This window comes from Amycolatopsis sp. NPDC104587 (genome assembly GCF_055583645.1).
Map to the genome: position 1 here is coordinate 84515 of NZ_JBVJNO010000010.1, position 25138 is coordinate 109652.

Here is a 25138-nt window from a genome sequence, read left to right on the forward strand (position 1 = left end):
CGCCATGCTCCCCGGACGGGACGACCTGGGCACGTTCGAGGACCTGCACGCCTCGGCGTCGAAGCTCACCGGGCTCGACGACTTCGGCGGCGACGAGTACACCGAAGGCCTGCGGGTGCTGCTGGAGTCGTACGAGGCCGACGAAGAGCTGACGCCGTTCGGCAACAAGGTGCACCGGGCGATGCTGCGCGGCGCGCTCGTCGCCCGGCTGCTCAGTGAGGCCGGCTGGAAACAGCACCCGGCCTCCGTGGACGTCCCGGTGGAGCGGCCGATCTTCGTCACCGGCCTGCCGCGCACCGGCACGACGGCGCTGCACCGGCTGCTCGTCGAGGACCCCGCGCACCAGGGCCTCGAGGTGTGGCTCGCCGAGGTGCCGCAGCCCCGGCCGCCGCGCTCGACGTGGGCGGAAAACCCGGTGTTCCAAGGGATCCAAGCCGGCTACGAACGCCACCACGTCGAGCACCCGGAGTTCATGGGGGTGCACCACATGTCCGCCGACCAGGTGGAGGAGTGCTGGCAGCTGCTGCGGCAGTCGATGCGGTCGCTGTCGTTCGAATGCCTCGCGCACCTTCCGCGCTACTCCCGTTGGCTGGCCGAACAGGACTGGACGGACGCCTACGCGCGGCACCGGCGCAACCTGCAGCTGATCGGGCTGCCGGACGCGGGCGAGCGCTGGGTGCTGAAGAACCCGAGCCACCTGTTCGCGCTGGACGCCCTGATGGCGAACTACCCCGACGCGCTGGTGATCCAGACCCACCGCGCGCCGCGCACCATCATGGGCTCGATGTGCAGCCTGGCCGAGAAGGCCGCGGACGGCTGGTCGACCAAGTTCCGCGGTGAGGTGATCGGCCGCGGCCAGCTGGAGCTGTGGGCGCGCGGCGCCGAAGAGTTCCGCTCGGCGCGGGCCCGGCACAACCCGGCGCAGTTCTGCGACGTGGCGTACGAGGACTTCGTCGCCGACCCGGTCGGCACGGTGTCCACTGTGTACGACCACTTCGGGCTGACGCTGACCCCGGAGGCGCGGGCGGCAATGACGGCTGTGCACGAACAGAGCCGGACGGGTTCCGCGAAACCGGTGCACAAGTACAGCCTGGCGGACTTCGGGTTGACGGCCGAGGAGGTCGACGAGCGCTTCAGCTCTCCGTGACCAGCTTGACGACGTCGTCCATCGCCGGTCCGGCGGCCATTTCGGCGGCCAGCTCCCGCGCCCGGTCCCGGTAGCGCGGCTCGGTCAGCACGGCGTGGACGTCCCGCCGGATCGCCCGCGGTGACGCCGAGGCGCGGGCGCGGCCGATCCCGGCGCCGGACCAGGTGACGCGGGCGGCGACCTCGCGCTTGTCTTCGCTGGCGCCGACCACGACGAGCGGCACGCCGTAGCGGAGCGCGTGGTTGACGCCGCCGTACCCGCCGTTGCCGAGCATCACGGCGCAGCGGGGGAGCAGCTCGTCGTACGGCAGGAAGTCGGCCACGCGGACGTTCCCGGGCAGCGGGCCGGGCCGCAACCGCCCGCCGCAGGTCGTCACGACGACCAGCACGTCTTCGCCGGCAAGGGCGTCGATCGCCGGTTCGACGAGCCGGCCCAGGTCGTCGTTCGCCACCGTCCCCTGGGTCACGTGCACGACGGGACGGGAGCCGTCCAGGTCGGCCCACCACGGTGGCAGCGGGTGCTCGCCCGTGCCGCTGACCGTCGTCGGGCCGATGAAGTGCAGCGGCGCTCCGGGGCGGGGGTACTCGAAGCCCGGGCAGGTCATCTGCAGCACGCCGTCGCTGTGCAGCGGCCAGTCCGTGAAGAGCATGCCGGGGTCTTCACCGAGCAGGTCGCGGGCTTGCCGCTGGGCGGGGCCGAGCACCCAGGGCGCGAGTGTCCTGAGGACCGCGCCGCGAAGGCGGTCGGCCGGTCCCTTCGGCGGCGGGCCGCTCGGCACCGGGGGCAGGAACGGCAGGAAACCCAGGGTCAGCAGCCGTGGCCGGGGTTCGCGGCGCACCAGCGCCAGGCCGGCCGTGAAGAGCGGGTCGCACAGCACGACGTCGACGTCGAGGTCCAGGACGCTCAGCTGGGCGGGCAGCACGCGGACGAAGTTCGTCAGCTCGAACCGGGCGAGCTTGAGGCCCTTCAGGCCGGCGCGGCCGGGGATGGAGCCGTCGAGGTCGGTCTCGTCGAAGTCGGCTTCCGGGGGCAGCACGCGCACTTCGGCGCCCAAGGCCTCGAAGGTCGCTCGGTAGCGCGCTCCGGTGACGACGGTGACGTCGTGGCCGGCGGCCCGGAGCGCTTCGACGATCGGCTTGGTCGGCCCGACGTGCCCGCGAGCGGGCTGGACGCACACGAGTACCGACGCCATGGTTCCCCCTTGATTGACCGATACGTTGTACTATCCAATGGATGACGATACCCGAAGGCGAACGGCGGCGTTACGAATCGCCGGTGCGCGAGGCCCGGGCCCGCCGCACCCGGGCGCACGTGGTGGCGACAGCGGGCCGGCTGTTCGCCGAGCGCGGGTACGCGGGCACGAGCATGCGGCAGATCGCCGCGGCGGCCGAGGTGAGCCTGGAGACCGTGACGCAGGCCGGGCGCAAAGCGGACCTGCTGCTCGCCGCGTTTCGCGACGGCTTCGCGGGCAGCCCGGACGCGGTGAACCTGGACGCGCTGGTGGGGCCGGCGGAGCTGCCGGACCTGCCGGAGGTGGTCGGCCGGGTGGCCGCGGGGGTGCGCCGGTCGTTGCCGATCTGGCGGGCGTTCACCACCGCGGCGGCGGCCGACCCGGCGGTGGCGGCGGTGCGCGCGGAGCTGGCGGTGGCCCGCCGGGCGGAGATCGTGGCGCGGCTGGAGGAGGCGGGGCTGGCGCCCGAGGGGGATCGCGGCCGGGTGGCCGACGCGATCGGGTTGCTGACCTCGCACGAGGCTTACGACCACTTGACCGGGGTGTGCGGCTGGGGGCACGAGGAGTACGTGGCCTGGGCCGCCGCGTCGATCGGGACTCAGCTCACGCTCGACTGGCGATGAGGTCCCGGCGCGCGACTCCTGCGTCCCAATGTGGCCTTCGGTGCGTTGAACGCACCGAAGGTCCCCTTGGGTGCGTTGAACGCACCCAAGGCCACATTGGGGCGTGGGGGCAGCGCTAACCCGCGGCGGCCTGCAAACCCCGGGTTCCGATGCCGCGCAGCACTTCCACGCGGTCCGAGCCCGGACGGCTCAGCACCCAGCTCGACCCGGGCACCGCCTTCGCCCGCTTCTTCAACGGCGCCAGCAACCGCGAAACCTCCTGGTACGACGGGACCGCGCCGCTCGCGCAGACCAGCGTCGCCAGGGAGACCGTCACCGGGAGGCCGTCCGCCGACCAGCGGCGGTCCAGCAGCGCGCCCGCCACCGTCGCGATCTCGTCGACGTCGCAGACCACCAGGAAGTCGTCGCCGCCCACGTGGCTCACCCGCATGCGGCGCAGGCCGCCGGACAACGCCGTCAGGGCCGCGCCCAGCTCGCGGATCAGGTCGTCGCCCGCGGCGAAGCCCGCCGTGTCGTTGACCGTCTTGAACGAGTCGATGTCCAGCCACGCCGCGACGAACGGCTCGCCGATCGTGATGCGGCGGGCGACGTCGCGGGCCACCGTGTCGCTGCCGGGCAGCCGGGTCAGCGGGTTCAGCGCCGCCGCGGCTTCGACCTTCGCCTCGGCCACGCCGCGCACCACCTGGGTCACCAGCACCACGCCGAGGCAGCGGCCGGCGTCGTCGACCACGACGACGTCGTCGCCGGTGCGGCCCCAGTCGGCGTCGGTCACCAGCTCGAGGAACTCCATCGCGCCGGCGCGGGCTTCGATCGTGTGCGGGGTGTCGGCGAGCCGGGCCGCGGAGCGCTTCGCGTGCAGCGCGTGCCCGTACGGGCCGGTGACCGCGACCAGGAACCGCGTCCGGTCGATCGACCAGCGCGGCCGGTTCAGCTCGTCGACCCCGATGACGCCCGAAGGCGCGTCGGCCGCCGCGAGCACTTCGCGCACCTGGTCGCACGTCGCGGTTTCCGGCAGCGTCGTCGCCGGGCGGAGGAAGTCGCCGACGCACGGCGCCAGCGCGGCCGGGGCGGGCGCGACGCGGGGCCGCGTGAGCAGCGCCGGGGCCGGGCCCTCGGCGGTCGGCGGGGCGAGCAGGTTGCCCTGCGCGATCCGGATGCCCAGCCCGCGCACGGCGTCCAGCTGGAAATCGGTCTCCACACCGGTCGCGACCAGCCGGGTGCCGGTGCGGTTCGTGTAGTGCAGGAGCGCTTCGACGACGGCGACCGCGGCCTGCTCGTCCGGCAGGCCGCGCAACGCGCTGCGGTCGAGCTTCACCAGGTCGATCGGCGCCTCGACGAGCAGGTTCAGCGGCAGGTCGCCGCGGCCGAGGCCGTCGAGCGCGAGCCGGAAGCCGAGCTCGGTGAGCGCCCGCATGCCGGCGAGCGCGCGCTCGGTGGGCACCGGCGCGAACGGCGGCCCGATCTCCAGCACGACGTCGCGGGTGCGGCGCCCGGCGTCGCCGAGCTCGGCCAGGAGGTCGTCGAACATCGCCGGCGGCGCGGCGAGCGTGCGGGCGGAGAGGTTCAGGTGCAGGGGGAGGGCCGTCTCGTCCTGCCGGACGGCGGCGATCGCGAGGCCGAGGTCGACTTCGGCGAGGCGGCCCTCGCGGCGCGCCTGGGTGAGCAGTTCGGGGACGGTTCCGTGGCCCGGCCTGGCCAGCGCTTCGTGAGCCACGACGCCCCCCGTGTGGAGGCTGTACAGCGGCTGGAAGGCGAAGCGGACCGCGCGTGGCGACTTCACGGCTTCGATCGTCGCGGGTCTCGCGGCGAAACGAAACCGATGTCGACTGATGTTCACCGCGCAGGAACCCGGGTTACCTGAATCGGAGCAACACGCTGTGACACCTGCCACTGTTTCAGTCTTGACTTATATAAGCAAGAACTTGTAGCTTGGCGGGGTGCACGCGTTCGACGTCCTCGGTGACCCGGTCCGCCGCCGGATCCTCGAGCTGCTGGCCGACGGCGAGCGGGCGGCCGGCGAGGTGACCGGGGTGATCCGGGCCGAGTTCGGCATCTCGCAGCCCGCGGTGTCCCAGCACCTCAAGGTCCTGCGCGAGAACGGCTTCGCGCTCGTCCGCCAGGAGGGCACCCGGCGGCTGTACGCGGTCGGGCACGAGCCGCTGCGGGACATCGACGGCTGGCTGGACCGGTTCCGCCGGTACTGGACCCCGCCGCTGGACGCGCTGGCCACCGAAATCGCCCGCGGCAAGCGCGCGCGGCGCCTCACCGAAGGAGAAGGTTCGTGATCGACGTCAGCCACCAGATCAGCGCCGTGCGCCGGACGCTCGGCGACCGGGTGCTCGAAGGCAAGGAGGCCCGGGTCCTGACCATCGGCCAGGTCTACGACACCGACGTCGACGACCTGTGGGACGCCTGCACCAACCCCGAGCGCATCCCGCGCTGGTTCCTGCCGGTCAGCGGTGAGCTGAAGCTCGGCGGCAAGTACCAGTTCGAGGGCAACGCGGGCGGCACGGTCGAACGCTGCGACCCGCCGAAGAGCTTCGCCGCGACGTGGGAGTTCGGCGGCAACGTCAGCTGGATCGAGGTCCGGCTGACCCCCGAGGGGGCCGGGACGCGGTTCGAGCTGGAGCACGTCGCGCACGTGGACGAGCGCTGGGACGAGTTCGGCCCGGGCGCGGTCGGCATCGGCTGGGACGGCGCCCTGGTCGGCCTGGCCCTGCACACGGCCAACCCGGGCTCGGCGGTCGACCCGGAGGCGGCGATGGCCTGGATGATGTCGCCCGAGGGCATCCGGTTCATGACGGCCTCGGGCGAGGCCTGGTACGCGGCCGACGTCGCCGCGGGCGCGGACCCGGAGCAGGCCCGCGCGGCGGCCGACCGCACGCTGAAGGCGTACACGACCCCGCCGGAGGCCTAACGCTCGTCCGCCTTGACCGCGGTCAGGGTGATCACGGCGTCGGGCGCGACCTCGGTCCCGGCGGCCGGGTCCTGGCCGGTCTGGACCCAGTTGCGGTCGATGACCAGCGCGCGGCCCTGGCCGGTGCCGTCGACCTCGCGCAAGTTGTAGAGCCCGGCCTTCTGCATCGCGTTCTGGGCGTCCTGGTGGTTCATGCCGGAGACGTCCGGGACCTTGATCCGCTTCGCGGCCGCCGAAGCCGAGGTGTCCGCCTTGGGGGACGTCGGCGACGTGCCGGCGTCCCCCGGCGGCGCGCCGCACGCGACCAGGGCGAAGGCGAGGGCGGCGAGCGTCGTGACCATGCGTCGGGACATACCGGTGGGGTACCCACGCACCCGCCCGCCGATCGGGTGAAGCCGGATAGGGTCGGCGCATGGATCAGGGCACCGAGCACACCGACCCGCGGGCGGGCCGGCGCGACCCCGTGGCGAACGTCGGCGGGTTCACCGACCTGGCGACCAGCCCGTTCCGGATCGACCGCGACCGGATCGCCGCGTCGCCGTTCTTCGCCCGCCTCGGCGGGGTGACGCAGGTGGTCAGCGCCGGCGGCGCCGGCCTGCTGCACAACCGGCTCACCCACAGCCTGAAGGTCGCGCAGGTCGCCCGCGCCGTCGCCGAGCGGATCACCGCCGGGGACGACGCCGAGCTCGCCGCCAAGCTGGGTGGCTGCGACCCGGACGTCGCCGAGGCCGCCGCGCTCGCCCACGACCTCGGGCACCCGCCGTTCGGGCACCTGGGGGAGCAGACGCTCGACCGCATCGCCCGCCACCGGTTCGGCCTCGCCGACGGCTTCGAGGGCAACGCGCAGTCGTTCCGCATCATCACCACGACCGACGTGCGCGGCCCGTCGGCGATCGGGCTCGACCTCACCGCCGCCGTGCGCGCGGCCGTGCTGAAGTACCCCTGGCTGCGGCTGCACCACCCCGCGCCGCACCCGTCCGGGATGGCGGTGCCGCCGCGCGGGGCCGGTGAACCGGAGGACCACCCGGGCACCGGCGCGGCCAAGTTCTCCGCCTACGCCACCGAGCTCGACGATTTCGAACAGGCCCGCGCGGCGTTCGCCGGACGCGTCGAAGGCTGGCAGCAGACGGTCGAAGCGTCCGTGATGGACACGGCCGACGACATCGCCTACGCCATCCACGACCTGCAGGACTTCCACCGCATCGGCGTCCTGCAGCACGCGCCGGTCGCGGCGGAGCTGGGGCAGTGGCTGGAGCACGCGGACGAGCTGGCCGCGCTGGACGACGAGACGCTGCACGCGGGCCTGCGCCGACCCGGCCGGTCGCTGGAACGCCTCCGCCGTCGCATGCACGCGAAGGACGCCTGGATCGTCGACGACGACGCGTTCGCCGCCGCGGTGGCGCGGGTGCGCGCGGAGCTGGTGGACGGCCTGCTCGCCGGCGAGTTCGACGGCTCGATCGAGGCCGAGCAGGCGACGGCCGCGTTTTCCGCGAACTGGACGGCGCGACTGGTCGACGGCGTGTACGTGGTCGCCTCGCCCTCCACCCGCAGCGGGCACGTGTCGCTGCGGCCCGCGCAGTGGCACGAGGTCCAGGTGCTGAAGTTCGTGCACCGCCGGTTCGTGCTGCTGCGGCCGGACCTCGCGCTGCACCAGCGCGGCCAGGCGGGGGTCGTGGCGAGCCTGGTCGACGCGCTGGACGCGTGGCTGCTCGACCGCGACGAGGTGTCCCGGCTGCCGCGCCGGCTGCACGACCTGGTCGAGCTGGCGCGCGCGGAGTACTCGGAGCTGGCGCGCTCGGCGCCGGAGCTGCTCGTCGGCGCGACCGGCGAGCCGGTGACGGGCGCGGACGCGGTGCGCGGGCTGGCGCGCGGCCGGGCCGTGGTGGACTTCGTGGCGTCGCTGACCGACAAGCAGGCGGTGACCCTTTTGGACGCGCTGTCCGGGCGCGCCGCGCAGCCGTGGTCGGACTCGTTTGTCCTGTAGCTGTCCGGTGGGAAATTCACGGTTGGACTGAACGGCCTACGACCTCTGGCCGGTTCGGGAAATTATCCGTCCTTTGTCACTCGAACGGCGGGTTTTTACGGAGAACTCACCGTACTTGACTGGGTCTCGCCGGTGATCACCGGCGATCGGTCAGCGTGAGTCGGGGCACGCGCCTGGAGATAATCGGAGGGCGCACGTGCGTCATACCCGTTCCACGAGATCGAGATCCACCGTGCTCACTGCCGGGGCCGCGGCGTTGCTCGCCGCCCTCGGCCTCGTGTCGCCGCCCGCCGCGGGCGCCGCCACCGCGTCCACACCGGACGCTTTCAGCGAAGTCGCCCAGCAGCAGATCGCCGCCCTGCAGGCGGTCAAGGCCGGGCGCACCGGCGCCGAGTCCAAAGTGGACAGCAACCTGCTCGCCGCCCGGAAGGGCGTCACGAAGCAGCTGAACGCCTTGCAGTCGGGGGCCAAGGTCTCCCCGGCCGGGACCGTCCTGGTCGACATCCGCGCGAGCAAGGTCTCGCCGGACCTCATCGCCGGGCTCACCAAGGCCGGGGCGGGCATCCGCGCGGTGTCCGACCGGTACGGCAGCGTCCGGGCCGAAGTGCCGCTTTCCGCCGTGGACGCGATCGCCGCGCGCGGCGACGTCAAGCGCGTCGAGCAGGCCGACCAGGCCATGACCGCGCGCGAGCTGGCCACCCCGGCGACGACGCCGGTCAAGACCGAGACCAAGCAGCAGAAGGCCGACCGCATCGCCGGTGAGCTGCAGAAGGCGGTGGCGAGCAAGTCGCAGCGCAGCGCGGCCGCCGCCGCGACCCTGACCAGTGAAGGCGACCGCGCCCACAACGCCGACATCGCCCGCCAGCAGTTCGGCGTCACCGGCGTCGGCGTCAAGGCGTGCGCGCTGTCCGACGGCGTCGACTCCCTGGCCGCTTCACAGGCCAAGGGTGAGCTGCCGCCGAACGTCGACGTCATCGCCGGCCAGGAGGGCGACGGCGACGAAGGCACCGCGATGCTGGAGATCATCCACGACCTCGCGCCCAACGCCGCGCTCGGCTTCGCCTCGGCGTTCAACTCCGACGCCAGCTTCGCGGACAACATCCGCAAGCTGCGCTTCGAGTCGCACTGCGACGTCATCGTCGACGACGTCATCTACTTCAAGGAATCCCCGTTCCAGGACTGGATCATCGCCCAGGCCGTGAACGACGTGACCGCGAACGGCGCGCTGTACTTCTCCTCGGCGGGCAACGAGGGCAACGTCCTCGACGGCACCGCCGGGCACTGGGAAGGCGACTTCGTCGACTCGGGCAAGTCGGTCGGCAAGTTCGCCGGCGCCGCGCACAACTTCGCGGGCTCCGCGGGCAACCAGATCTACGAGCCCGTCTCGGACGCGTCTTCGGCCGGCGTCCCCGTGACGCTGCACTGGTCGGACCCGCTCGGCGCCTCGTCGAACGACTACGACCTCTACCTGCTCAACTCGGCGGGCGCGGTGGTCAGCTTCAGCCAGAACGTCCAGGACGGCACCCAGGACCCGTACGAGATCCTGCAGACGCCGGTCTTCGGCGGCACCGGGCTGCGCCTGGCCGTGGTGAAGTTCTCGGGTCAGGCCCGGTACCTCTCGCTTTCCGCGCTGCGCGGGCGGTTCAAGGACTCGGCCGACGGCCTCAAGGCCTACAACACCCCGGGTGTCACGGTCGGCCACTCGGCCGCGCGCGACGCCTTCAGCGTGGCCGCCACCCCGGCGGCCGCGGCGTTCGGCCGGCCCCTCGAGCCGGGCGACCCGGCCAACCCGACCGGCCCGTTCCCGGGTTCGTTCAGCGCTGCGTCGAAGGCCGAGCGGTTCAGCTCCGACGGCCCGCGGCGCGTGTTCTACGAGGCCGACGGCACCCCGATCACCCCGGGCAACGTCTCCTCGACCGGTGGTGAGGTCCGGAACAAGCCGGAGATCACCGCGGCGGACGGCGTGAAGACCAGCGTCACCGGCTTCAACCCGTTCTTCGGCACCTCGGCCGCGGCCCCGCACGCGGCGGCGATCGCGTCGCTCGTGCTTTCGGGCAACCCGGGCCTGCCGCCGGCGGACGTCCGTGAGGCGCTGATCAACACGGCCGTCGACATCGAAACCCCCGGCCGCGACAACGTGACCGGCTCGGGTGTCATCCTCGCCGACAAGGTGCTCGCCTACACCGGCGCCAGCCCGCAGCCGCTCGCGGTGGCCAAGCAGCCGACGGTCACCCCGGCCGACGGCGGCTCCGCGCTCGACCCGGGTGACACCGCCAAGGTGACCCTGCCGGTGACCAACGACGGTGACGGCGCGGCCGTGTCCACCAGCGTCGTGCTCACCAGCCCGACCCCGGGTGTCACGGTGGCGCCGCGCTCGAAGTCCTACGGCACCATCAGTCCGGGACAGACCGGCGTCAACGACTTCACCATCACCGTCCCGGCGAGCCAGCAGCTCGGCGTGCCGGTGGTGCTGAACGCCAAGGTCACCTTCGCCGGCGCCCACTCGCCGACGACGTCGACGTTCTCGCTCCCGGTCGGCACCCCGTCGCCGGTCGCGCAGGACTTCGCCTACACCGGCGCGCCGGTGGCGGTGCCGGACAACAGCCCGGTCGGCGCTTCGGTGACCATCCCGGTCACCGGGGTCGGCCGCGCGTCCAAGGTGACGTTCTCGGTGGACGGCACCGCGTGCAGCACCGACCCGACGTCGACGACGGTGGGCCTGAACCACTCCTATGTCGGTGACCTGGTCGGCACGCTGACCGCGCCCTCGGGCGCCAAGGCGACGGTCTTCCAGCGCAACGGCGGCTCCGGCAAGAACCTGTGCCAGGTCGTCTTCGCCGACAACGCCGCGGCCGCGTTCAGCACGGTGACCTCGGCGAACGCGCCGTTCACCGGCTCGTGGCGGCCGACGCAGGCCCTGACCGGCGGCCTCACCGGGGCGGCCGTGGACGGCACGTGGACCTTCGGCGTGGTGGACGCGGCCGGCGGCGACGTCGGCTCGATCCGCTCGGTGGCCCTGCACATCAACGGGTTCGTCCAGCCCCCGGCGGCCGGCGCGCCGTCGAACGTGCGGGGAGTGACGAACAACGGCCCCGTGCACCCGCTGTGATGGCCATGCAGTGAACTGAACAACCCGAACGGGGCCGTCGCGGTGACGCGGCGGCCCCGTACCGTTTCTCCCATGGCGAAGCCCCGGCAGGTCGCGGGCGGCGGCCGTGCGGTGGAGGTGCCGCCCGACCGCCTGGCCGGCTGGTTCGACCGCTTCTCCGCCCGGCACGAAGGGGTCGTGACGACGGAGGTCGCGGAGCGCGCGGTGCACGTGGTGGCCGTCGACGGCGCCACGGCGACCGCGACCGTCCCTTTCGGACCGCTCGAAGCACCGCCCGGGACCTACGACGGCCTGGTCGTCGACGCGCTCGTCGCGCACGCGCTGGTGCCGAGGCGGGTCGCGCTCGTGCTGGCGCGCCTCGGCGGGCACAGCGTCGGGGTCGCGTGGGACGGCCGGATCGAGGTCTCCCGCACCGGCCGGCACCTCGTGCAGGGCCGGTCCGCGGCGGGCGGCTGGTCGCAGCAGCGTTTCGCCCGGCGTCGCGCGGGACAGGCGAAACAAGCGCTGCAGGCGGCCGCCCAAGACGTCTTCGAGGTGCTGCTGCCGCGGCTGTCCGAAGTGGACGCCGTCGTGCTCGGCGGTGACCGGCGGGCGCTCGACGAGCTGCGCGCGGACCGCCGGCTGGCCCCGCTGTTCGCGCGCGCCGAACCGCGGGTGCTGGAGATCGGCGAACCGCGGCGGACCGTCCTCGAAGAAGCGGCCGTGCGCGCGCTGTCGGTGCAGGTCACGCTGCGCGACGGGTGAGACCGCACACGTCCGGAAAAACCCGTCGACCGCAGCCCGTACACTGGTGTCCGTGGATATCCAGCTGGAGTGACGCCGCGGCCCGCATGGCCGCCCGAAGCTGTCCTCCGTACGCCCCCTTTCCACGGGAGTTCCCTTGATCACGGCCACCGGCCTTGAGCTGCGCGCGGGTTCGCGCATCCTGCTCGACGGCGTCACCCTCCGCATCCAGCCCGGCGACCGCATCGGCCTCGTCGGCCGCAACGGCGCGGGCAAGACCACCTCGCTGAAGGTCCTCGCCGGCGAAGGCGAGCCGCACGCGGGCGAGGTCCGCCGCACCGGCGAGCTCGGGTACCTGCCGCAGGACCCGCGCGAAGGTGATCTTTCGGTCACCGCGAAGGACCGTGTGCTTTCCGCGCGCGGCCTCGACAAGCTGATGCGCGACATGGAAAAGGCGCAGGCCTCGATGGCCGAGCTGGTCGACGACGCCGCGCGCGACAAGGCCATCAACCGCTACGCCCGGCTCGAAGAGCGCTTCGCCTCGCTCGGCGGGTACGCCGCGGAGAGCGAAGCCGCGCGGATCTGCTCGAACCTCGGCCTGGCCGACCGGATCCTGGCGCAGACGCTGCAGACGCTGTCCGGCGGGCAGCGCCGCCGCGTCGAGCTGGCGCGGATCCTGTTCGCCGCGGCCGAGGCCGGCGCGGGCGGCAAGTCCGAGACGATCCTGCTGCTCGACGAGCCGACCAACCACCTCGACGCCGACTCCATCAACTGGCTGCGCGGGTTCCTCAAGCAGCACGACGGCGGCCTGGTCGTGATCAGCCACGACGTCGAGCTGCTCGCCGACGTCGTCAACAAGGTCTGGTTCCTCGACGCCACCCGCGCCGAGCTCGACCTGTACAACATGGGCTGGCAGCGCTACCTCGACGCGCGCGCCACCGACGAGAAGCGCCGCCGCCGCGAACGCGCGAACGCCGAGAAGAAGGCGTCGGCACTGCAGCAGCAGGCCGCGAAGCTCGGGGCGAAGGCGACGAAGGCCGTGGCGGCCAAGAACATGGCGCGCCGCGCGGAGCAGATGCTGTCCGCGCTCGAGGACACCCGGCAGGCCGACAAGGTCGCCCGGATCAAGTTCCCCGACCCCGCGCCCTGCGGCCGGACCCCGCTCACCGCGGAGGGCCTGTCCAAGTCGTACGGCTCACTGGAAATCTTCACCGGCGTCGATCTCGCGGTCGACCGCGGTTCGAAGGTCGTCGTACTCGGGCTGAACGGCGCGGGAAAGACCACTTTGCTCCGGCTCCTCGGGGGAATGGAAACCCCGGATACCGGTGAGATCGTACCGGGTCACGGAATGCGTTTGGGCTATTACGCACAGGAACACGAAACTCTTGATCATGATGCGTCGGTGTGGGAAAACATCCGACACCTCTCGCCGGACACCGGCGCCCAGGAGTTGCGGAACCTGCTCGGCTCGTTCCTCTTCACCGGCGAGCAGCTCGACCAGCCGGCCGGGACGCTTTCCGGTGGCGAGAAGACCCGGCTCGCGCTGGCGGGCCTGGTCTCCAGCGCTGCCAACGTGTTGCTCCTGGACGAGCCCACGAACAACCTCGACCCGGCCAGCCGTGCCCAGGTCCTGGACGCTTTGCGGAGCTTCGTCGGCGCCGTCGTCCTGGTGACGCACGACCCCGGCGCGGTCGAAGCGCTGGAGCCCGAGCGGGTCATCCTGCTGCCCGACGGCACCGAGGACCACTGGTCGGCGGACTATCTGGAACTTGTCCAGCTAGCGTGACCGGTGCGTCCATTCGGGTGCAAGATCGCTCGGCATCAGGCACTGGAATGGCCCAATGTGATCGCGGTTTCGGCTGTTTTGGGTCTGTCGTCTAGCAATCCGGCGCTCAGTGTTCGATCATTGCCCCGGCAGGGGCCGATATGTGGCCCAGAACACTCTCGGCGGGAAGGCGATCGACGTGGCTGATCTCAAGAAAGGCGCGCGGATCACCGGCAACACGCGCGACAAGCTGGCCGCTGACCTGAAGAAGAAATACGAGAAGGGCCAGAGCATCCGGGCGCTGGCGGAGTCCACCGGGCGCTCCTACGGGTTCGTCCACCGGGTCCTGTCGGAGTCCGGGGTCCAGCTGCGGGGGCGCGGCGGGGCCACCAGGGTCAAGAAGAAGTAGTCGCGGACTGCTGCGCGGGGGGCGCAGCGGGAGCTTCGGCCACGCGGAACACCAGGTGGGCCCCGAGCAGGACCAGCGGGTACACCAGGTAGCCGTAGCGGGTGGCCGGGGTCAGCAGGATCAAAGCGCCGAGTCCGACGGCGATGCGCAGCACTGCGTCGGAGCCGTTCGCGGGGGGCCGGCGCACCAGCCAGACCAGCATGGCCACGGCCGCGACGCCGACCAGCGCGAACGCCGCCACCTGGCCGAAAACGCCGGTCTCGGCGATCAGGTGGCCCGGGAGCGGGCTGGCCGCGGGTGAGCGCACAGCACCCATCCCGAGCGGGAACCGGAAGACGTGTTCGACGAACGCGGCCGGGTCCACCAGGTACACAGGCAGGTGCACGGCGGCCGTCGTCGCGACGAGCGCGGCCGCGAACCGCCCGAGCGCGGGCCAGTCGAGCCCGTTTTTGCGGCTGCCCCGGCGGACCAGCACGAACACCGCCAGGACCGCGGCCGCCGGCGCGACGATGAGCTTCGCGCTGATCACCAGCGCCAGCACCAGTCCCGACCAGGCGATCTTCCCGGTGGCGGCCAGCGCGCACGCGAGCACCAGCAGGCCGACGATCGCGAGGTCCGGGCCGGCGACGGCCCAGGTCAGCGCGGTGAGCGGGCAGGCGAGCGCGAGCTGCGCGGCGCCGACCGGAACCTTCGGCCACTTCAGCAGTTTCAGCGTGCCCAGCACACACGCGCAGGCGGCGAGGGCGAACATCCAGCGCGCGTCGGTGAGCGCGTTCGCCGGCGGAGAGCCGCCGAACAGCGCCCGGGGCAGGCCGAAGACGGCCATCACCGGGCCGTACGGCGTGTAGTCGTTCACCTCCGGCGCGCGGCCGAGCGCGGTGACGTCGACGTACGGGGTTCCGTGGTGCAGCAGCAGATCCGCGGACCGCTCGATCACCCACACCTCGGGCTGCGCGGCCCACGAGCCGGGCGTGACCAGCCAGTCCACTCCGGTCAGCCGGCGGATCACCAGGAGTGCCAACGGAAGGATCATTGCCAACAGGCCGACCGCGGCGATGGCGCACCAGCGGGAACCGAGTGCGCCGGTCGGCGTACGGCCCTTGCGTGCGGACAGCAGCAGCCAGCCGCTGTGCAGCGCGCCGAGCCCGTACGCGACCGTCGCGAAGTTGCCCCAGACGCGGTAGCCGTAGAACTCGGACTTCAGCGCCGTCGGCAGCGCGAAGGCCAGGCAGCCCAGGTAAAAGACCAGGTCCCAGCGCAGGGCCGCGAGACCGGGAGGGTACGAAGGCGCGGTGAACAGCCGTGCCGCGCGCCGCCATGCGGGCGCCCGGCCCACCTCCGTTTCCACCCCGTCAGGCTACCGACGGCGCTTTGGTCCGCTTCAGCCGACGTCACGCAGGCGGGGGAGCAGCTTCGCGGCGGCTTCAGCCGCCTTGACCACGTTGTCGTGGCCGGTCGGCATGAGGACGAGCTCGGTGAACCCGGCTTCGACGTAGCTCTGCGCGAGGCGCAGGGCACTGTCCGCATCGGACGGCAGCCGGAACTGCACGGCCCGGCGGATTTCCGCCGGATCGCGGCCCACTGCCGCGCAGTGGCGGTCGAGGACGGTGGAAAGCCGTTGCAGCTCGGCGGTTTCCGTGCCCGGCAGGGCCGCGTTGAGCCAGACGTCGGCGTGCTCGGCGACCACGCGCAGCCCACGCTTTTCGCCGCTGCTGCCCAGCCACAGCGGCGGTTTCGGTACCTGCACGGGCTTCGGGTCACTGATCGCGTCGGTGAGCGTGTAGTGGCGACCGTGGAAGCCCACGCTCGGCCGCGTCCACAGCAGACGGAGGATTTCGCAGGTTTCGGCCAGTCTTTCGACACGTTCGACCGGTGCCGGCGTCGGTGTGCCCATCATCCGGTCGGTGTGGGTGTCGCCGCCCGCGCCGAGGCCGACGTCGAGCCGGCCGCCGGAGAGGTGGTCGATGGTCGCGGCGATCTTCGCGAACGTGCCCGGGTGCCGGTTGGTGTTGCCGGAGACGAGGCAGCCGATGCGGACCCGTTCGGTCGCCTCGGCCATCGCGGCCAGCAGACTCCAGCCGTCGAAGACGTCGCCGGTGCGGTCCGGGCCCATCGGCGCGAGGTGGTCGAACACCCAGCAGCCGTCGAAGCCGGCGTCGTCGGCGATCGTCCAGACCTCGCGGAGGGCGGAGATGGCTATGTGCTGCTGGGACGGTTTGATCCCGACGGTCGTCACGAGGCGCTCCTGATTGTCAGGTTTTCAAATCGTCAGTGAGACTGACGATCAGCGTAAGTGTAGAGTTCTCGCATGTCCAGTGACCTCGGTGTGCCGTCCGCCGTCACCCGCCGGCTCGGGTACCTGCTCAAGCACGCCCAGGCCCGGCTCGCGGAGCTGGCCGAGCCGCTGTACGAGCCGCTCGGCGTCACCGGGCGGCAGCTGGCGCTGCTCACGCTGTTCGGCGACGGGCCGGCGCAGTCGCAGCAGGACGGTGCGGCCCGCCTCGGCGTCGACCGCACGACGATGGTCGCGCTGGTCGACGAGCTGGAGACGAAGGGGCTGGTCCGGCGCGAGGTCGCGCCCGGCGACCGCCGCAAGCGGCTGGTGCGGCTGACCAGCGAGGGTGAGTGGGTCCGGCACGCCGGTGAAGCGGCGACACGCGAGGCCGAGGCGCTCCTGCTGGCGCCCCTCGGGGATGATGCGGAGCGGCTGCGCGCCGCACTGCACCTGGTTGTTCGCGGCGAGTGAACGCGGCCGGGAAGCAATCGGACGGCGACCGCGTTGTCCAGGTCATATCCGAAGAAAACCTCAGCTATGGTAGAGGTTTTGGAACTGGGGGTCTCCCGTGGACAACACCTGGGCGCTGCTCAGCTCGGCGATGCGCGCCAACGACGTCCCGAAGGGGCTGACGCGGGGCACGTTCAAGCGCGTCGCCCGCTTCGCCCGCCCGCACTGGCGGCGGCTGCTGGCCTTCCTCGTGCTCACCGTCGTCTCGGCGGTCCTCGCGGTGTCGACGCCGGTGCTGGCCGGCAAGGTGGTCGACGCGATCGTCGGCGGGCACGACCTGCCGCTGGTCATCTGGCTCGCGGTCGTGATCGCCGGGCTCGCGGTCGCCGACGCCGGGTTCGGCCTGGTCGAGCGGTGGCAGTCCGCGCGCATCGGCGAGGGCATCATCTACGACCTGCGGCGCGCGGTGTTCGAGCACGTGCAGCGCATGCCGATCGCCTTCTTCACCCGCACCCGCACGGGCGCGCTGGTCTCGCGGCTGAACAACGACGTCATCGGCGCGCAGCGGACGTTCACCGCGACGCTGTCCGGCCTGGTCACCAACACGATCCAGCTGGCGCTCTCGCTGGCCGTCATGCTCACGCTGTCGTGGCAGGTCACGCTGCTCGCGCTGGTGCTGCTGCCGATCTTCGTGCTGCCCGCGCGCCGGCTCGGCCGCCGGATGGCCGGGCTGCAGCGGGAGTCCGCGAACCTCAACGCGGGCATGACCACGCAGATGACCGAGCGGTTCTCCGCGCCGGGCGCGACGCTCGTCAAGCTCTTCGGCCGGCCGGTCCAGGAGGCCGACGACTTCGGCCTGCGCGCCGGGCGGGTCCGCGACATCGGCATCCGGACCGCGATGCTGACCCGCTGGTTCATGACCAGCCTGACCCTGGTTTCGGCCTTGGCGCAGGCGCTCGTGTACGGCCTGGGCGGGTACCTCGCGCTGACCGGGGTGCTCGCGCCGGGCACCGTCGTCGCGCTGGCGCTGCTGCTGACCCGGCTGTACGCGCCGCTGACCGCGTTGGCCAACGTCCGCGTCGACGTCATGACGGCGCTGGTGTCGTTCGAGCGCGTCTTCGAGGTCCTCGACCTGAAGCCGATGATCGAGGAGAAGCCGGCCGCGCGGTCCCTGCCCGCCGCGTCCGGGGGTGTTTCGGTGGAGTTCTCCGACGTCCGGTTCGGGTACCCGGCGGCGGACCGGTACTCGCTGGCGTCGCTGGAAGACGTCGCGACGCTCGACCACCGCGGCGGCGAAGAGGTGCTGCACGGGATCTCGTTCCGCGCCGAGCCGGGGCAGATGGTCGCGCTGGTCGGGTCTTCGGGGGCGGGGAAGTCGACGATCGCTTCGCTGCTGCCGCGGCTTTACGACGTCGACGCCGGCTCGGTGCGACTGTCCGATGTGGACGTCCGGGACCTGAGTTTCGCTTCGCTGCGGGAAACCGTCGGGGTGGTCACGCAGGACGGGCACCTGTTCCACGACACGATCCGCGCGAATCTCGCTTATGCGCGCCCCGGCGTCACCGACGACGAGATCTGGGCGGCGCTGGAGCAGGCTCGCCTGGGCGAGCTGGTGCACTCGCTGCCCGACGGCCTCGACACGACGGTGGGGGAGCGCGGTTACCGGCTTTCCGGCGGTGAGCGTCAGCGGCTGACGATCGCACGGCTGCTGCTGGCGCGGCCCAAGGTCGTCGTCCTCGACGAGGCGACCGCGCACCTGGACTCCGAGTCCGAAGCGGCGGTCGGCGAAGCCCTGACCCACGCCCTCGCCGGCCGCACGGCTCTGGTCATCGCGCACCGCCTCTCGACGGTCCGCGCGGCCGACCAGATCCTGGTCCTGGAGCACGGCGAGATCGTCGAACGCGGCACGCACGAGGAGCTCCTGGCCGCCAACGGCCGCTACGCAACTCTCCACGCAACCCAGTTCACCGAAGAAGAATCCGCCGTCGCGTGATCACCGACGGAACTCGCGTGATCGAGCCCGTAACTCGCGTGATTGAAGCCGGAACTCGCGAGTTCCGGCTTCAATCACGCGGATCACGGCTCTGATCACGCGAGTTACGGCCTTGGTCACGTGGGTTACGTGTTCGGGAGGGACTTATAGAGGGCGGCGACCAGGGCCATTTTGCGGGGGTCGTCGCGGATCAGGGGGCCGAGCTGGTTGAGGGTGTAGCCGAAGGCGATGCCGTTTTCCGGGTCGGCGCCGCCGGTGGAGCCGCCGAGGCCGTCGTGGCCGAAGGCCGCCGGGTTCGGGCCGAAGCCGCGGGCGTCGCTGCCGAGGTAGAAGCCCAGGCTCCACTCGTTCGGCAGGCCGAGCACCGCGTCGACCTCCTTGCCCTGGCTCTCTCGCGCCTTGGCCAGGGTCGGGGCGGACAGAAGCGTTCCGTCGACGAGCCCGCCGTAGATCGTCGCGATCGCGCGGGCCGTGCCGTGGCCGTTCAACGCCGGCATGACGGCGTGGCGGAAGGCCGGTTCGTTCGCGTGGTGCCCCGTGAGCCGCGGGTTGGTCAACGCCGCCTGCGCGACCGGGCCGGCCGCCGCGAACGCCGTGGCCAGCGCGTTCGCCATCTCCTCGGTCATGACCGGGTCGACGAGCGTCGCGCACCGCTGCAGGTCGGCGTCGGGCGCCAAGCCGATCGAGAAGTCCGCGCCGAGCGGTCCCGCTACCTGTTCGGCGAAGAACTCGCGGATGCCCTGCCCGGCGATCCGCCGGACGACCTCGCCGACGAGCCAGCCGTAGGCGAGCGCGTGGTACCCGCCCGCGGAACCGGGTTCGCACAACGGTTCCTGGGCCGCGAGCAGCGACGTCATCAGGTCCCAGTCGTAGAGCTCCTCGACCGCGACCGGCCGCTCGAGGCCGATCCCGGGCACACCGGAGCGGTGAGTGAGCAGCCAGCGCACCGGGACGGCGCCCTTGCCCGCCGCGGCGAACTCGGGCCAGTACTTCGCGACCGGCGCGTCCACGTCCAGCTCACCGGCGTCGACGAGCTTGTGCGCGCAGATCGCGGTCATGCCTTTGGTCGTCGACCAGACGTTGGCCAGGGTGTCCGCCCGCCACGGCCGCGCGCGGTCCGGACCGGACCAGCCGCCCCACAGGTCCACCACGACCTCGCCGTGCCGGATCGCGGTGAACGCCGCACCCAGCTCGCGGCGCTCGCGGAAGTTCGCTTCGAAGGCCTCGCGCACCGGCTCGAACCCGGGGGCGCACTCGCCGTGCACCGTCGCCGTGGAAACGTCCATGAAGACCTCCTCCGACCGCCCGACCGGACCACACCGACCAGTCGGTATGTCGACGCTAAGGCGGCCGGGCACGCCCCGTCAAGACGTGCCCGGCCGGAGCTTTTTCACCAACAGCTACTTCAGCCGCGGCACGATTTCGCCGTACTTCGCCAGCAGCGCCTCGTTGGCCTGGTCGCCGCCTTCCACATTGGAGCTGCGCCACAACGGGACGTCGAGACCCTCGGCCGTCCCGCGGTCGTAGACCTGCGCGAGCACCAGGTTCCACAGGAACGCGTTGACCACAGTGGACAGCGGCGCGGTGCGCGGGGCGTCCGGCGGGTAGCTCGCGTCGCCCGGGACCACCAGCGAGTCCAGCACGACCGTGCCCTGCTCGACGAGGGTGCTCGACGACCGCTTCGGCGCCGCCGCCACGCAGGCCCGCGACGTGATCGCGATGACCGCCGCGCCGCGCTTGCGCGCCTCGATGCACAGCTCGACCGGGTACGGGTTCGACCCGGACGTCGAGAACACCACCAGCACGTCGGCCGGCCCCGGCGCGCGCTCGGCCAGCACCTCGGCGGCCAGCCCGCTGCGCCGCTCGGTCTTCGTGCTGCTCACCGCGCCGTGCAGCGGCAGCAGCTCCGGGTGGTACAGCGGGTAGACGCAGGCCAGCCCGCCGGCCCGGTAGAACGTCTCGGCGACGGCCGCCAGCGAGTGCCCGGCCCCGGCGGTATAGACCAGTGCGTCGGCCCGGATCACCCCCAGCACCAGATCCGCCGCTTCGCGCACTGCTTCGGCGTTGGCCTGCTCGACGTCGGCCAGCTGCTTCGCGACGCTGCCCGAGATGTCCGTGGCGCTCACCACACCCACCCTTCCGTAGGGGATCGGGCGCCGAATCTACCGCGAAGATGGTGGTGCGCGGTGGAATAGCCCGGTGGGCGGTCGCGGTTGACCCGGATGCGGGCGAGGAGGAGGACGCGGGTGAGCGAGGCGGAACCGGCGGTGTCGGTGTGGCCGGCACGCGGGCGGACCGAAGCGGTCGTGCTCGTGCTGCACGGCGGGACCGAGCACAGCACGGGCGGCGTGCCGCCCTGGAAGCTCGCCTACCTGCGGATGGTCCCGATCGCACGCGCCCTGCACCGCGCCGGCCGCAAGGCCGGTGTCGAGGTGCGGCTGCTGCGCAACCGCCGGTACGGCTGGAACGCGCCCGCTCTCGACCCCGTCCAGGACGCCCGCTGGGCCCTCGACCGCATCCACGCCGACCACCCCGGCGTGCCGGTCGTGCTCGTCGGTCATTCGATGGGGGGACGCGTGGCGCTGCGCGTCGCCGACGACCCGGCCGTGCGCGGGGTCTGCGCCCTGGCTCCCTGGACCCCGCGGGGCGAGCCGGTCGAAGCCGTCGCCGGCCGCGCCCTGCTCGTCGTGCACGGCATCCGTGACCGCATGACGAGCCCGGTCGAGTCACACGCCTTCGCCGAACGAGCCGAAGGCGTCGCGGCCCGGGTCGCGCGGTTCGAGATCGCCGGCGAAGGCCACGCGATGCTGCGCCGGTCGTCCGTGTGGACCCGGCTGACGATTGCTTTCACACTGGAAGTGTTCGCCGGGGAAACCGGCGGAGAACTTCGCGAGGCGTGGGCCGCACCGGGGCCGCAGCGGCTGCGAATACCCGTGTGACACCGCTCCGAACAGGGCATATTGCGAAGCGTGCCGTGGGGTGCGGCGACTAAGATCGATCACCGGCGAAGCTGGCCGGCCGGAGGGAGAACCGTGACCACCTCGAGTGTTGACCGCGCGTCGGCCCAGGACGTCCCCGACGAATCCCGGTGGCCGGGCCTGGCCACCCCACCGCACTCCGCGCTGCGGGCGCGCATCGCGGCCACGCTGTTCCGCCGCGCGGTCCGCCCGCTCGACGTGCGGGTGGTGTTCCCGGACGGCACCGTGCTCGGCGCCGGCGGCCCGGAGTCGCCCGAAATGCGTATTTTGCGACCGGAAGCCTTTTTCCACCGCCTGGGCGTCGACGCCAAGATCGGCTTCGGCGAGTCCTACATGGCCGGTGACTGGACCGCGTCCGACCTGGCCGAGGTGCTGACGCCGTTCGCCGCGCGGATGGCCACCCTGGTGCCGCCGGTGCTGCAGAAGTTCCGGAAGATCGCCGAGCGCACGCAGCCGCCGCAGGAGGAGAACAGCCTCGAAGGCGCGCGGGCCAACATCCACCGGCACTACGACCTGTCGAACGACCTCTTCGGTGCCTTCCTCGACGAGTCGATGATGTACTCCTCGGCGTTGTTCGGCCCGGCCGACGACCTCACCGCCGCCCAGCACCGCAAGATCGACAGCGTGCTCGACTACGCCGGGGTCCGCGCGGGCAGCGAAGTCCTCGAAATCGGCACCGGATGGGGTGAACTCGCCATCCGCGCCGCGGCCCGCGGCGCGCAGGTGACGTCCCTGACCATTTCGGAGGAACAGCGCGCGCTGGCCACCGAACGCATCGCCGCGGCCGGGTTCGCCGACCGCGTCGACGTGAAGCTGTGCGACTACCGCGAGTCGAGCGGTCAGTACGACGCCGTGGTCAGCGTGGAAATGATCGAAGCCGTCGGCGCGTCCTACTGGCCGACGTTCTACTCGACCATCGGCGAGCGGCTGCGCCCCGGCGGGCGGTTCGGCCTGCAGGCCATCACGATGGACCACGACCGGATGATGGCCTCGTCCCGTGCCTACACCTGGATCCACAAGTACATCTTCCCCGGCGGCATCATCCCGTCGGTTCGCTCGATCGAGGACGGCCTGCGCGCGAACACCCGGCTCAAGCTGGCCGGGATGCGCGAGTTCGGCCAGGACTACGCGCACACGCTACGGTTGTGGCGCGAACGGTTCCTGCACCGCTGGGCCGACATCGCCGGGTTCGGGTTCGACGACGTCTTCCGCCGGATGTGGGAGTTCTACCTGGCCTATTCCGAGGCGGGGTTCCGCTCCGGGTACCTGAAGGTCCACCAGTTCGGTTACGAGGTGACCGACAAGTAACCTCGGGCGGCCAACCCGACCCCGGTCCCGCACGTCCTCCTTTCGAGGGCGTGCGGTGTACTGAAGACGACACTTTTGTCCGGATCGGGATTGGGTGATGGTGATGACGTACCGTGGCGACGACGGCGGGCGCCGGATGCCGCCGCCCCGGCCGCCCGCCGGCCGCCCCCGGGAGCACCAGCGCGCGCAGATGATGCCGCTGCCCGGGCGGGGCCGCAGCCCGTACGACGAGCGCACCCGCCCGATGGGCGACCCGGAGCCCCAGTACGCGCCGCCCCCGCCGCCGCGCCGTGACCCGCCCCGCACCGACGAGGACTACCCGCCGTCCCGGCCGCCGCGCCGGCGTCGCCGCTGGGGCTTCGGCCGGGTCCTGATGACCCTGCTGCTGGTCTTCGTCGTGTTCCTCGCGGGGATCTGGGTCTACCTGGAGTTCTCCATCAAGCGCGTCGACGCGCTGGCCGACTACGAAGGGCGCCCGGTCGCGGCGGCCGGCACCAACTGGCTGATCGTCGGCTCCGACAGCCGGGAGGGCCTGACCGCCGAGGACGAGGAGCGCCTGGCCACCGGCGACGTCGCGAACGCCGGCGGGCAGCGCACCGACACGGTCATGGTCGCGCACATCCCGGACAACAGCACCAAGCCGACGCTGCTGTCGCTGCCGCGCGACTCGCAGGTGACGATCCCCGGCCACGGCAAGAACAAGATCAACGCGGCGTTCTCCCTCGGCGGGCCGGCGCTGCTGGCGAAGACCGTCGAAGGCGCCACCGGGCTGCACATCGACCACTACGCCGAGATCGGCTTCGGCGGGTTCGCGAAGATCGTCGACGCGATCGGCGGCGTCGACATGTGCATCGACAAGGACATGAGCGACACCTTCACCAACATCACCATCAAGGCCGGCTGCCAGTCCCTCGACGGCCGCTCGGCGCTGGGCTTCGTCCGGATGCGCCACAGCGAGGCGACCCCGCGTTCGGACCTCGACCGCGTCGCCAACCAGCGCAAGTTCATCGGCGCGCTGGTCAGCCAGATCGCCAGCCCGGGCACGCTGCTCAACCCGTTCCACTTCTTCCCGCTGCTGTCCTCGGGCCCGGACGCGCTGACGCTGGACTCCGGCGACCACGTGCACAACCTGGTGGGCCTGGCGCTGGCGATGCGCGGCATCTCCTCCGGCGGGGTCGTCACCACGACCGTCCCGGTGACCAGCGCGTCGGCGGAGAACTGGGACAGGAACAAGTCGAAGCAGCTGTTCGACGCGCTGAAGAACGACTCGGAGATCCCGGACAGCGTCATCGTCAATTAATTCGGGAGCGCTCGAACACCCGGCCGGGGCACCATGGAAGCCATGGAGACCCCGGCCGAGTGGTATGCCCGTGACGAGTTCGTGCTGACCCGGTGGACCCCCGCCGACGCACCGGCGCTCACCGCGACGGTCGCCGGGTCCCTCGACCACATCGGTGCCTGGATGATCTGGGCCGCCGACGGTTACACCGCCGAAGACAGCGCCGAGTTCCTGCGGCGCACGGAAAAGAACTGGGAGAGCGGCGAAACGCACGACTTCGCCCTCCGCGTCGACGGCTCGATCGCCGGCGCCATCGGCACGATGGCGCGCGAAGGCGGGGTCGAGATCGGCTACTGGCTCGCCCGGGAGCACACCGGCCGCGGCCTGGTCACCCGCGCGGCGGAACTGGTGACGGAAGAGGCGTTCCGGCTCGGCGCGGGCTACGTCGAGATCAAGCACGACGTGCGGAACGTCCGAAGTGGAGCGGTGCCCGCCCGCCTGGGTTTCACGAAGGTGCGTGAGGAGCCGGTCGACAAGCCCCTGCCCCCGCTGTGTGCGGGCACGAACCACGTGTGGCGCAAGGAGAAGCCGTGAAGGAGCCGTTTCCCAAGCGCACCAACGAGCAGTGGGAATCAGCCGGTGGGTACGAGTGGGCGATCCGCGTCGACGGCGCGCTCGCGGGCGGCATCGGTGCGATGACCCGCGAGGGCGGGGCCGAGATCGGCTACTGGCTCGCCCGAAAGCACGCCGGCCGTGGGCTGGTGACCGAGGAGGCGTCCGGGTTCGGCGCGGGATACGTCGAGGTCAACCACGACCGAGCGAACGTCCGAAGCGGAGCCGTTCCGGACACGGAGTCCTCGGACGCGGATCGCGCGCCGGCGTGCACCGGCACGAACAACGTGTGGCGCAAGGAGAAGCCGTGACACAGGTCTTTGCCGAAGTGACCC

The 25138-nt window shown here is 71.9% G+C and carries 23 protein-coding genes; 16 read left to right on the forward strand and 7 right to left on the reverse strand.

Going from position 1 to position 25138, the window contains the following annotated elements; genetic code table 11:
- Positions 1–4: 4 nt before the first annotated feature.
- The gene (locus ACZ61C_RS30150; protein ID WP_465311222.1) at positions 5–1147 is read left to right on the forward strand and encodes a sulfotransferase family protein; all 1143 of its coding nucleotides are present in this window, start codon (positions 5–7) and stop codon (positions 1145–1147) included.
- Here ACZ61C_RS30150 and ACZ61C_RS30155 read toward each other — a convergent pair.
- Positions 1134–2339: a glycosyltransferase gene (locus tag ACZ61C_RS30155; protein WP_465311223.1), complete on the reverse strand. Its 1206-nt coding sequence runs from the start codon at positions 2337–2339 to the stop codon at positions 1134–1136. The genes ACZ61C_RS30150 and ACZ61C_RS30155 overlap by 14 nt on opposite strands.
- Positions 2340–2380: 41 nt before the next feature.
- Between ACZ61C_RS30155 and ACZ61C_RS30160 the strand changes: the two genes are divergently transcribed.
- A complete protein-coding gene (locus ACZ61C_RS30160) occupies positions 2381–3001 on the forward strand; it encodes a TetR/AcrR family transcriptional regulator (protein WP_465311224.1) in 621 nt (206 codons plus the stop codon).
- A 115-nt stretch (positions 3002–3116) separates the two neighbouring features.
- Here the strand turns inward: ACZ61C_RS30160 and ACZ61C_RS30165 are convergent, their stop codons facing one another.
- A complete protein-coding gene (locus tag ACZ61C_RS30165) occupies positions 3117–4781 on the reverse strand; it encodes an EAL domain-containing protein (RefSeq protein ID WP_465311225.1) in 1665 nt (554 codons plus the stop codon).
- Positions 4782–4938: 157 nt separating this feature from the next.
- Between ACZ61C_RS30165 and ACZ61C_RS30170 the strand changes: the two genes are divergently transcribed.
- Positions 4939–5286 (forward strand): ArsR/SmtB family transcription factor, encoded by a 348-nt coding sequence (locus ACZ61C_RS30170; RefSeq protein WP_465311226.1) that lies wholly within the window; start codon positions 4939–4941, stop codon positions 5284–5286.
- Positions 5283–5918, forward strand: coding sequence for an SRPBCC family protein (locus ACZ61C_RS30175; protein WP_465311227.1), 636 nt, complete (start codon positions 5283–5285; stop codon positions 5916–5918). The genes ACZ61C_RS30170 and ACZ61C_RS30175 overlap by 4 nt, the downstream gene beginning before the upstream one ends.
- On the opposite strand, the gene ACZ61C_RS30180 is transcribed toward ACZ61C_RS30175, so the two are convergent.
- On the reverse strand, positions 5915–6271 hold the full coding sequence (locus tag ACZ61C_RS30180) for a PASTA domain-containing protein (protein WP_465311228.1): 357 nt from the start codon (positions 6269–6271) through the stop codon (positions 5915–5917). The two genes, ACZ61C_RS30175 and ACZ61C_RS30180, sit on opposite strands and share 4 nt — an antisense overlap.
- Positions 6272–6330: 59 nt before the next feature.
- Between ACZ61C_RS30180 and ACZ61C_RS30185 the strand changes: the two genes are divergently transcribed.
- The 5 genes from ACZ61C_RS30185 to ACZ61C_RS30205 all read left to right on the forward strand — a co-directional run bounded on the left by ACZ61C_RS30185 (position 6331) and on the right by ACZ61C_RS30205 (position 13908).
- Positions 6331–7902 carry a deoxyguanosinetriphosphate triphosphohydrolase family protein gene (locus ACZ61C_RS30185; protein ID WP_465311229.1) on the forward strand — a complete coding sequence of 524 codons (1572 nt, stop codon included), beginning with the start codon at positions 6331–6333 and terminating at the stop codon, positions 7900–7902.
- A gap of 232 nt (positions 7903–8134) precedes the next feature.
- The gene (locus tag ACZ61C_RS30190; protein WP_465311230.1) at positions 8135–11011 is read left to right on the forward strand and encodes a S8 family serine peptidase; all 2877 of its coding nucleotides are present in this window, start codon (positions 8135–8137) and stop codon (positions 11009–11011) included.
- Positions 11012–11083: 72 nt separating this feature from the next.
- The gene (locus ACZ61C_RS30195; RefSeq protein WP_465311231.1) at positions 11084–11755 is read left to right on the forward strand and encodes an acVLRF1 family peptidyl-tRNA hydrolase; all 672 of its coding nucleotides are present in this window, start codon (positions 11084–11086) and stop codon (positions 11753–11755) included.
- Between the two features lie 136 nt (positions 11756–11891).
- Positions 11892–13520, forward strand: a complete 1629-nt coding sequence (locus tag ACZ61C_RS30200; protein WP_465311232.1) for an ABC-F family ATP-binding cassette domain-containing protein — start codon at positions 11892–11894, stop codon at positions 13518–13520.
- 178 nt (positions 13521–13698) lie between these two features.
- Positions 13699–13908 carry a helix-turn-helix domain-containing protein gene (locus ACZ61C_RS30205; RefSeq protein ID WP_395924901.1) on the forward strand — a complete coding sequence of 70 codons (210 nt, stop codon included), beginning with the start codon at positions 13699–13701 and terminating at the stop codon, positions 13906–13908.
- Here the strand turns inward: ACZ61C_RS30205 and ACZ61C_RS30210 are convergent.
- Together ACZ61C_RS30210 and ACZ61C_RS30215 are read right to left on the reverse strand one after the other, a co-directional pair.
- On the reverse strand, positions 13895–15208 hold the full coding sequence (locus tag ACZ61C_RS30210) for a glycosyltransferase 87 family protein (protein WP_465311426.1): 1314 nt from the start codon (positions 15206–15208) through the stop codon (positions 13895–13897). The two genes, ACZ61C_RS30205 and ACZ61C_RS30210, sit on opposite strands and share 14 nt — an antisense overlap.
- 81 nt (positions 15209–15289) lie before the next feature.
- Positions 15290–16144 (reverse strand): LLM class flavin-dependent oxidoreductase, encoded by an 855-nt coding sequence (locus tag ACZ61C_RS30215; RefSeq protein WP_465311233.1) that lies wholly within the window; start codon positions 16142–16144, stop codon positions 15290–15292.
- 72 nt (positions 16145–16216) lie between these two features.
- Between ACZ61C_RS30215 and ACZ61C_RS30220 the strand changes: the two genes are divergently transcribed.
- Together ACZ61C_RS30220 and ACZ61C_RS30225 are read left to right on the forward strand one after the other, a co-directional pair.
- Complete coding sequence (locus ACZ61C_RS30220) at positions 16217–16654, forward strand: MarR family winged helix-turn-helix transcriptional regulator (protein WP_465311234.1); 438 nt, start codon at positions 16217–16219, stop codon at positions 16652–16654.
- A 97-nt stretch (positions 16655–16751) separates the two neighbouring features.
- Positions 16752–18626: an ABC transporter ATP-binding protein gene (locus ACZ61C_RS30225; protein ID WP_465311235.1), complete on the forward strand. Its 1875-nt coding sequence runs from the start codon at positions 16752–16754 to the stop codon at positions 18624–18626.
- 125 nt (positions 18627–18751) lie between these two features.
- Here the strand turns inward: ACZ61C_RS30225 and ACZ61C_RS30230 are convergent, their stop codons facing one another.
- Positions 18752–19912, reverse strand: a complete 1161-nt coding sequence (locus ACZ61C_RS30230) for a serine hydrolase domain-containing protein (RefSeq protein ID WP_465311236.1) — start codon at positions 19910–19912, stop codon at positions 18752–18754.
- A 114-nt stretch (positions 19913–20026) separates the two neighbouring features.
- Positions 20027–20755, reverse strand: a complete 729-nt coding sequence (locus ACZ61C_RS30235; RefSeq protein WP_465311237.1) for an SIS domain-containing protein — start codon at positions 20753–20755, stop codon at positions 20027–20029.
- Between the two features lie 117 nt (positions 20756–20872).
- On the opposite strand from ACZ61C_RS30235, the gene ACZ61C_RS30240 reads away from it, so the two are divergent.
- The 5 genes from ACZ61C_RS30240 (at position 20873) to ACZ61C_RS30260 (ending at position 25114) form a co-directional block, all read left to right on the forward strand.
- Entirely contained in the window at positions 20873–21565 is a 693-nt protein-coding gene (locus ACZ61C_RS30240; RefSeq protein WP_465311238.1) for an alpha/beta hydrolase, read from the forward strand.
- 93 nt (positions 21566–21658) lie between these two features.
- A complete protein-coding gene (locus tag ACZ61C_RS30245; protein WP_465311239.1) occupies positions 21659–22912 on the forward strand; it encodes a class I SAM-dependent methyltransferase in 1254 nt (417 codons plus the stop codon).
- Between the two features lie 97 nt (positions 22913–23009).
- On the forward strand, positions 23010–24212 hold the full coding sequence (locus ACZ61C_RS30250) for an LCP family protein (protein ID WP_465311240.1): 1203 nt from the start codon (positions 23010–23012) through the stop codon (positions 24210–24212).
- Positions 24213–24254: 42 nt separating this feature from the next.
- On the forward strand, positions 24255–24785 hold the full coding sequence (locus ACZ61C_RS30255; RefSeq protein ID WP_465311241.1) for a GNAT family N-acetyltransferase: 531 nt from the start codon (positions 24255–24257) through the stop codon (positions 24783–24785).
- Positions 24782–25114, forward strand: coding sequence for a GNAT family N-acetyltransferase (locus ACZ61C_RS30260; protein ID WP_465311242.1), 333 nt, complete (start codon positions 24782–24784; stop codon positions 25112–25114). The genes ACZ61C_RS30255 and ACZ61C_RS30260 overlap by 4 nt, the downstream gene beginning before the upstream one ends.
- Positions 25115–25138: the final 24 nt, after the last annotated feature.

Excerpts from the sequence above, each read along its gene's own strand:
- ACZ61C_RS30155 (WP_465311223.1), bottom strand. The coding sequence starts at position 2,339 with ATGGCGTCGGTACTCGTGTGCGTCCAGCCCGCTCGCGGGCACGTCGGG.
- ACZ61C_RS30220 (WP_465311234.1), top strand. The coding sequence starts at position 16,217 with ATGTCCAGTGACCTCGGTGTGCCGTCCGCCGTCACCCGCCGGCTCGGG.
- ACZ61C_RS30255 (WP_465311241.1), top strand. The coding sequence starts at position 24,255 with ATGGAGACCCCGGCCGAGTGGTATGCCCGTGACGAGTTCGTGCTGACC.
- ACZ61C_RS30150 (WP_465311222.1), top strand. The coding sequence starts at position 5 with ATGCTCCCCGGACGGGACGACCTGGGCACGTTCGAGGACCTGCACGCC.
- ACZ61C_RS30230 (WP_465311236.1), bottom strand. The coding sequence starts at position 19,912 with ATGGACGTTTCCACGGCGACGGTGCACGGCGAGTGCGCCCCCGGGTTC.
- ACZ61C_RS30185 (WP_465311229.1), top strand. The coding sequence starts at position 6,331 with ATGGATCAGGGCACCGAGCACACCGACCCGCGGGCGGGCCGGCGCGAC.
- ACZ61C_RS30250 (WP_465311240.1), top strand. The coding sequence starts at position 23,010 with ATGGTGATGACGTACCGTGGCGACGACGGCGGGCGCCGGATGCCGCCG.
- ACZ61C_RS30160 (WP_465311224.1), top strand. The coding sequence starts at position 2,381 with ATGACGATACCCGAAGGCGAACGGCGGCGTTACGAATCGCCGGTGCGC.
- ACZ61C_RS30180 (WP_465311228.1), bottom strand. The coding sequence starts at position 6,271 with ATGTCCCGACGCATGGTCACGACGCTCGCCGCCCTCGCCTTCGCCCTG.
- ACZ61C_RS30195 (WP_465311231.1), top strand. The coding sequence starts at position 11,084 with ATGGCGAAGCCCCGGCAGGTCGCGGGCGGCGGCCGTGCGGTGGAGGTG.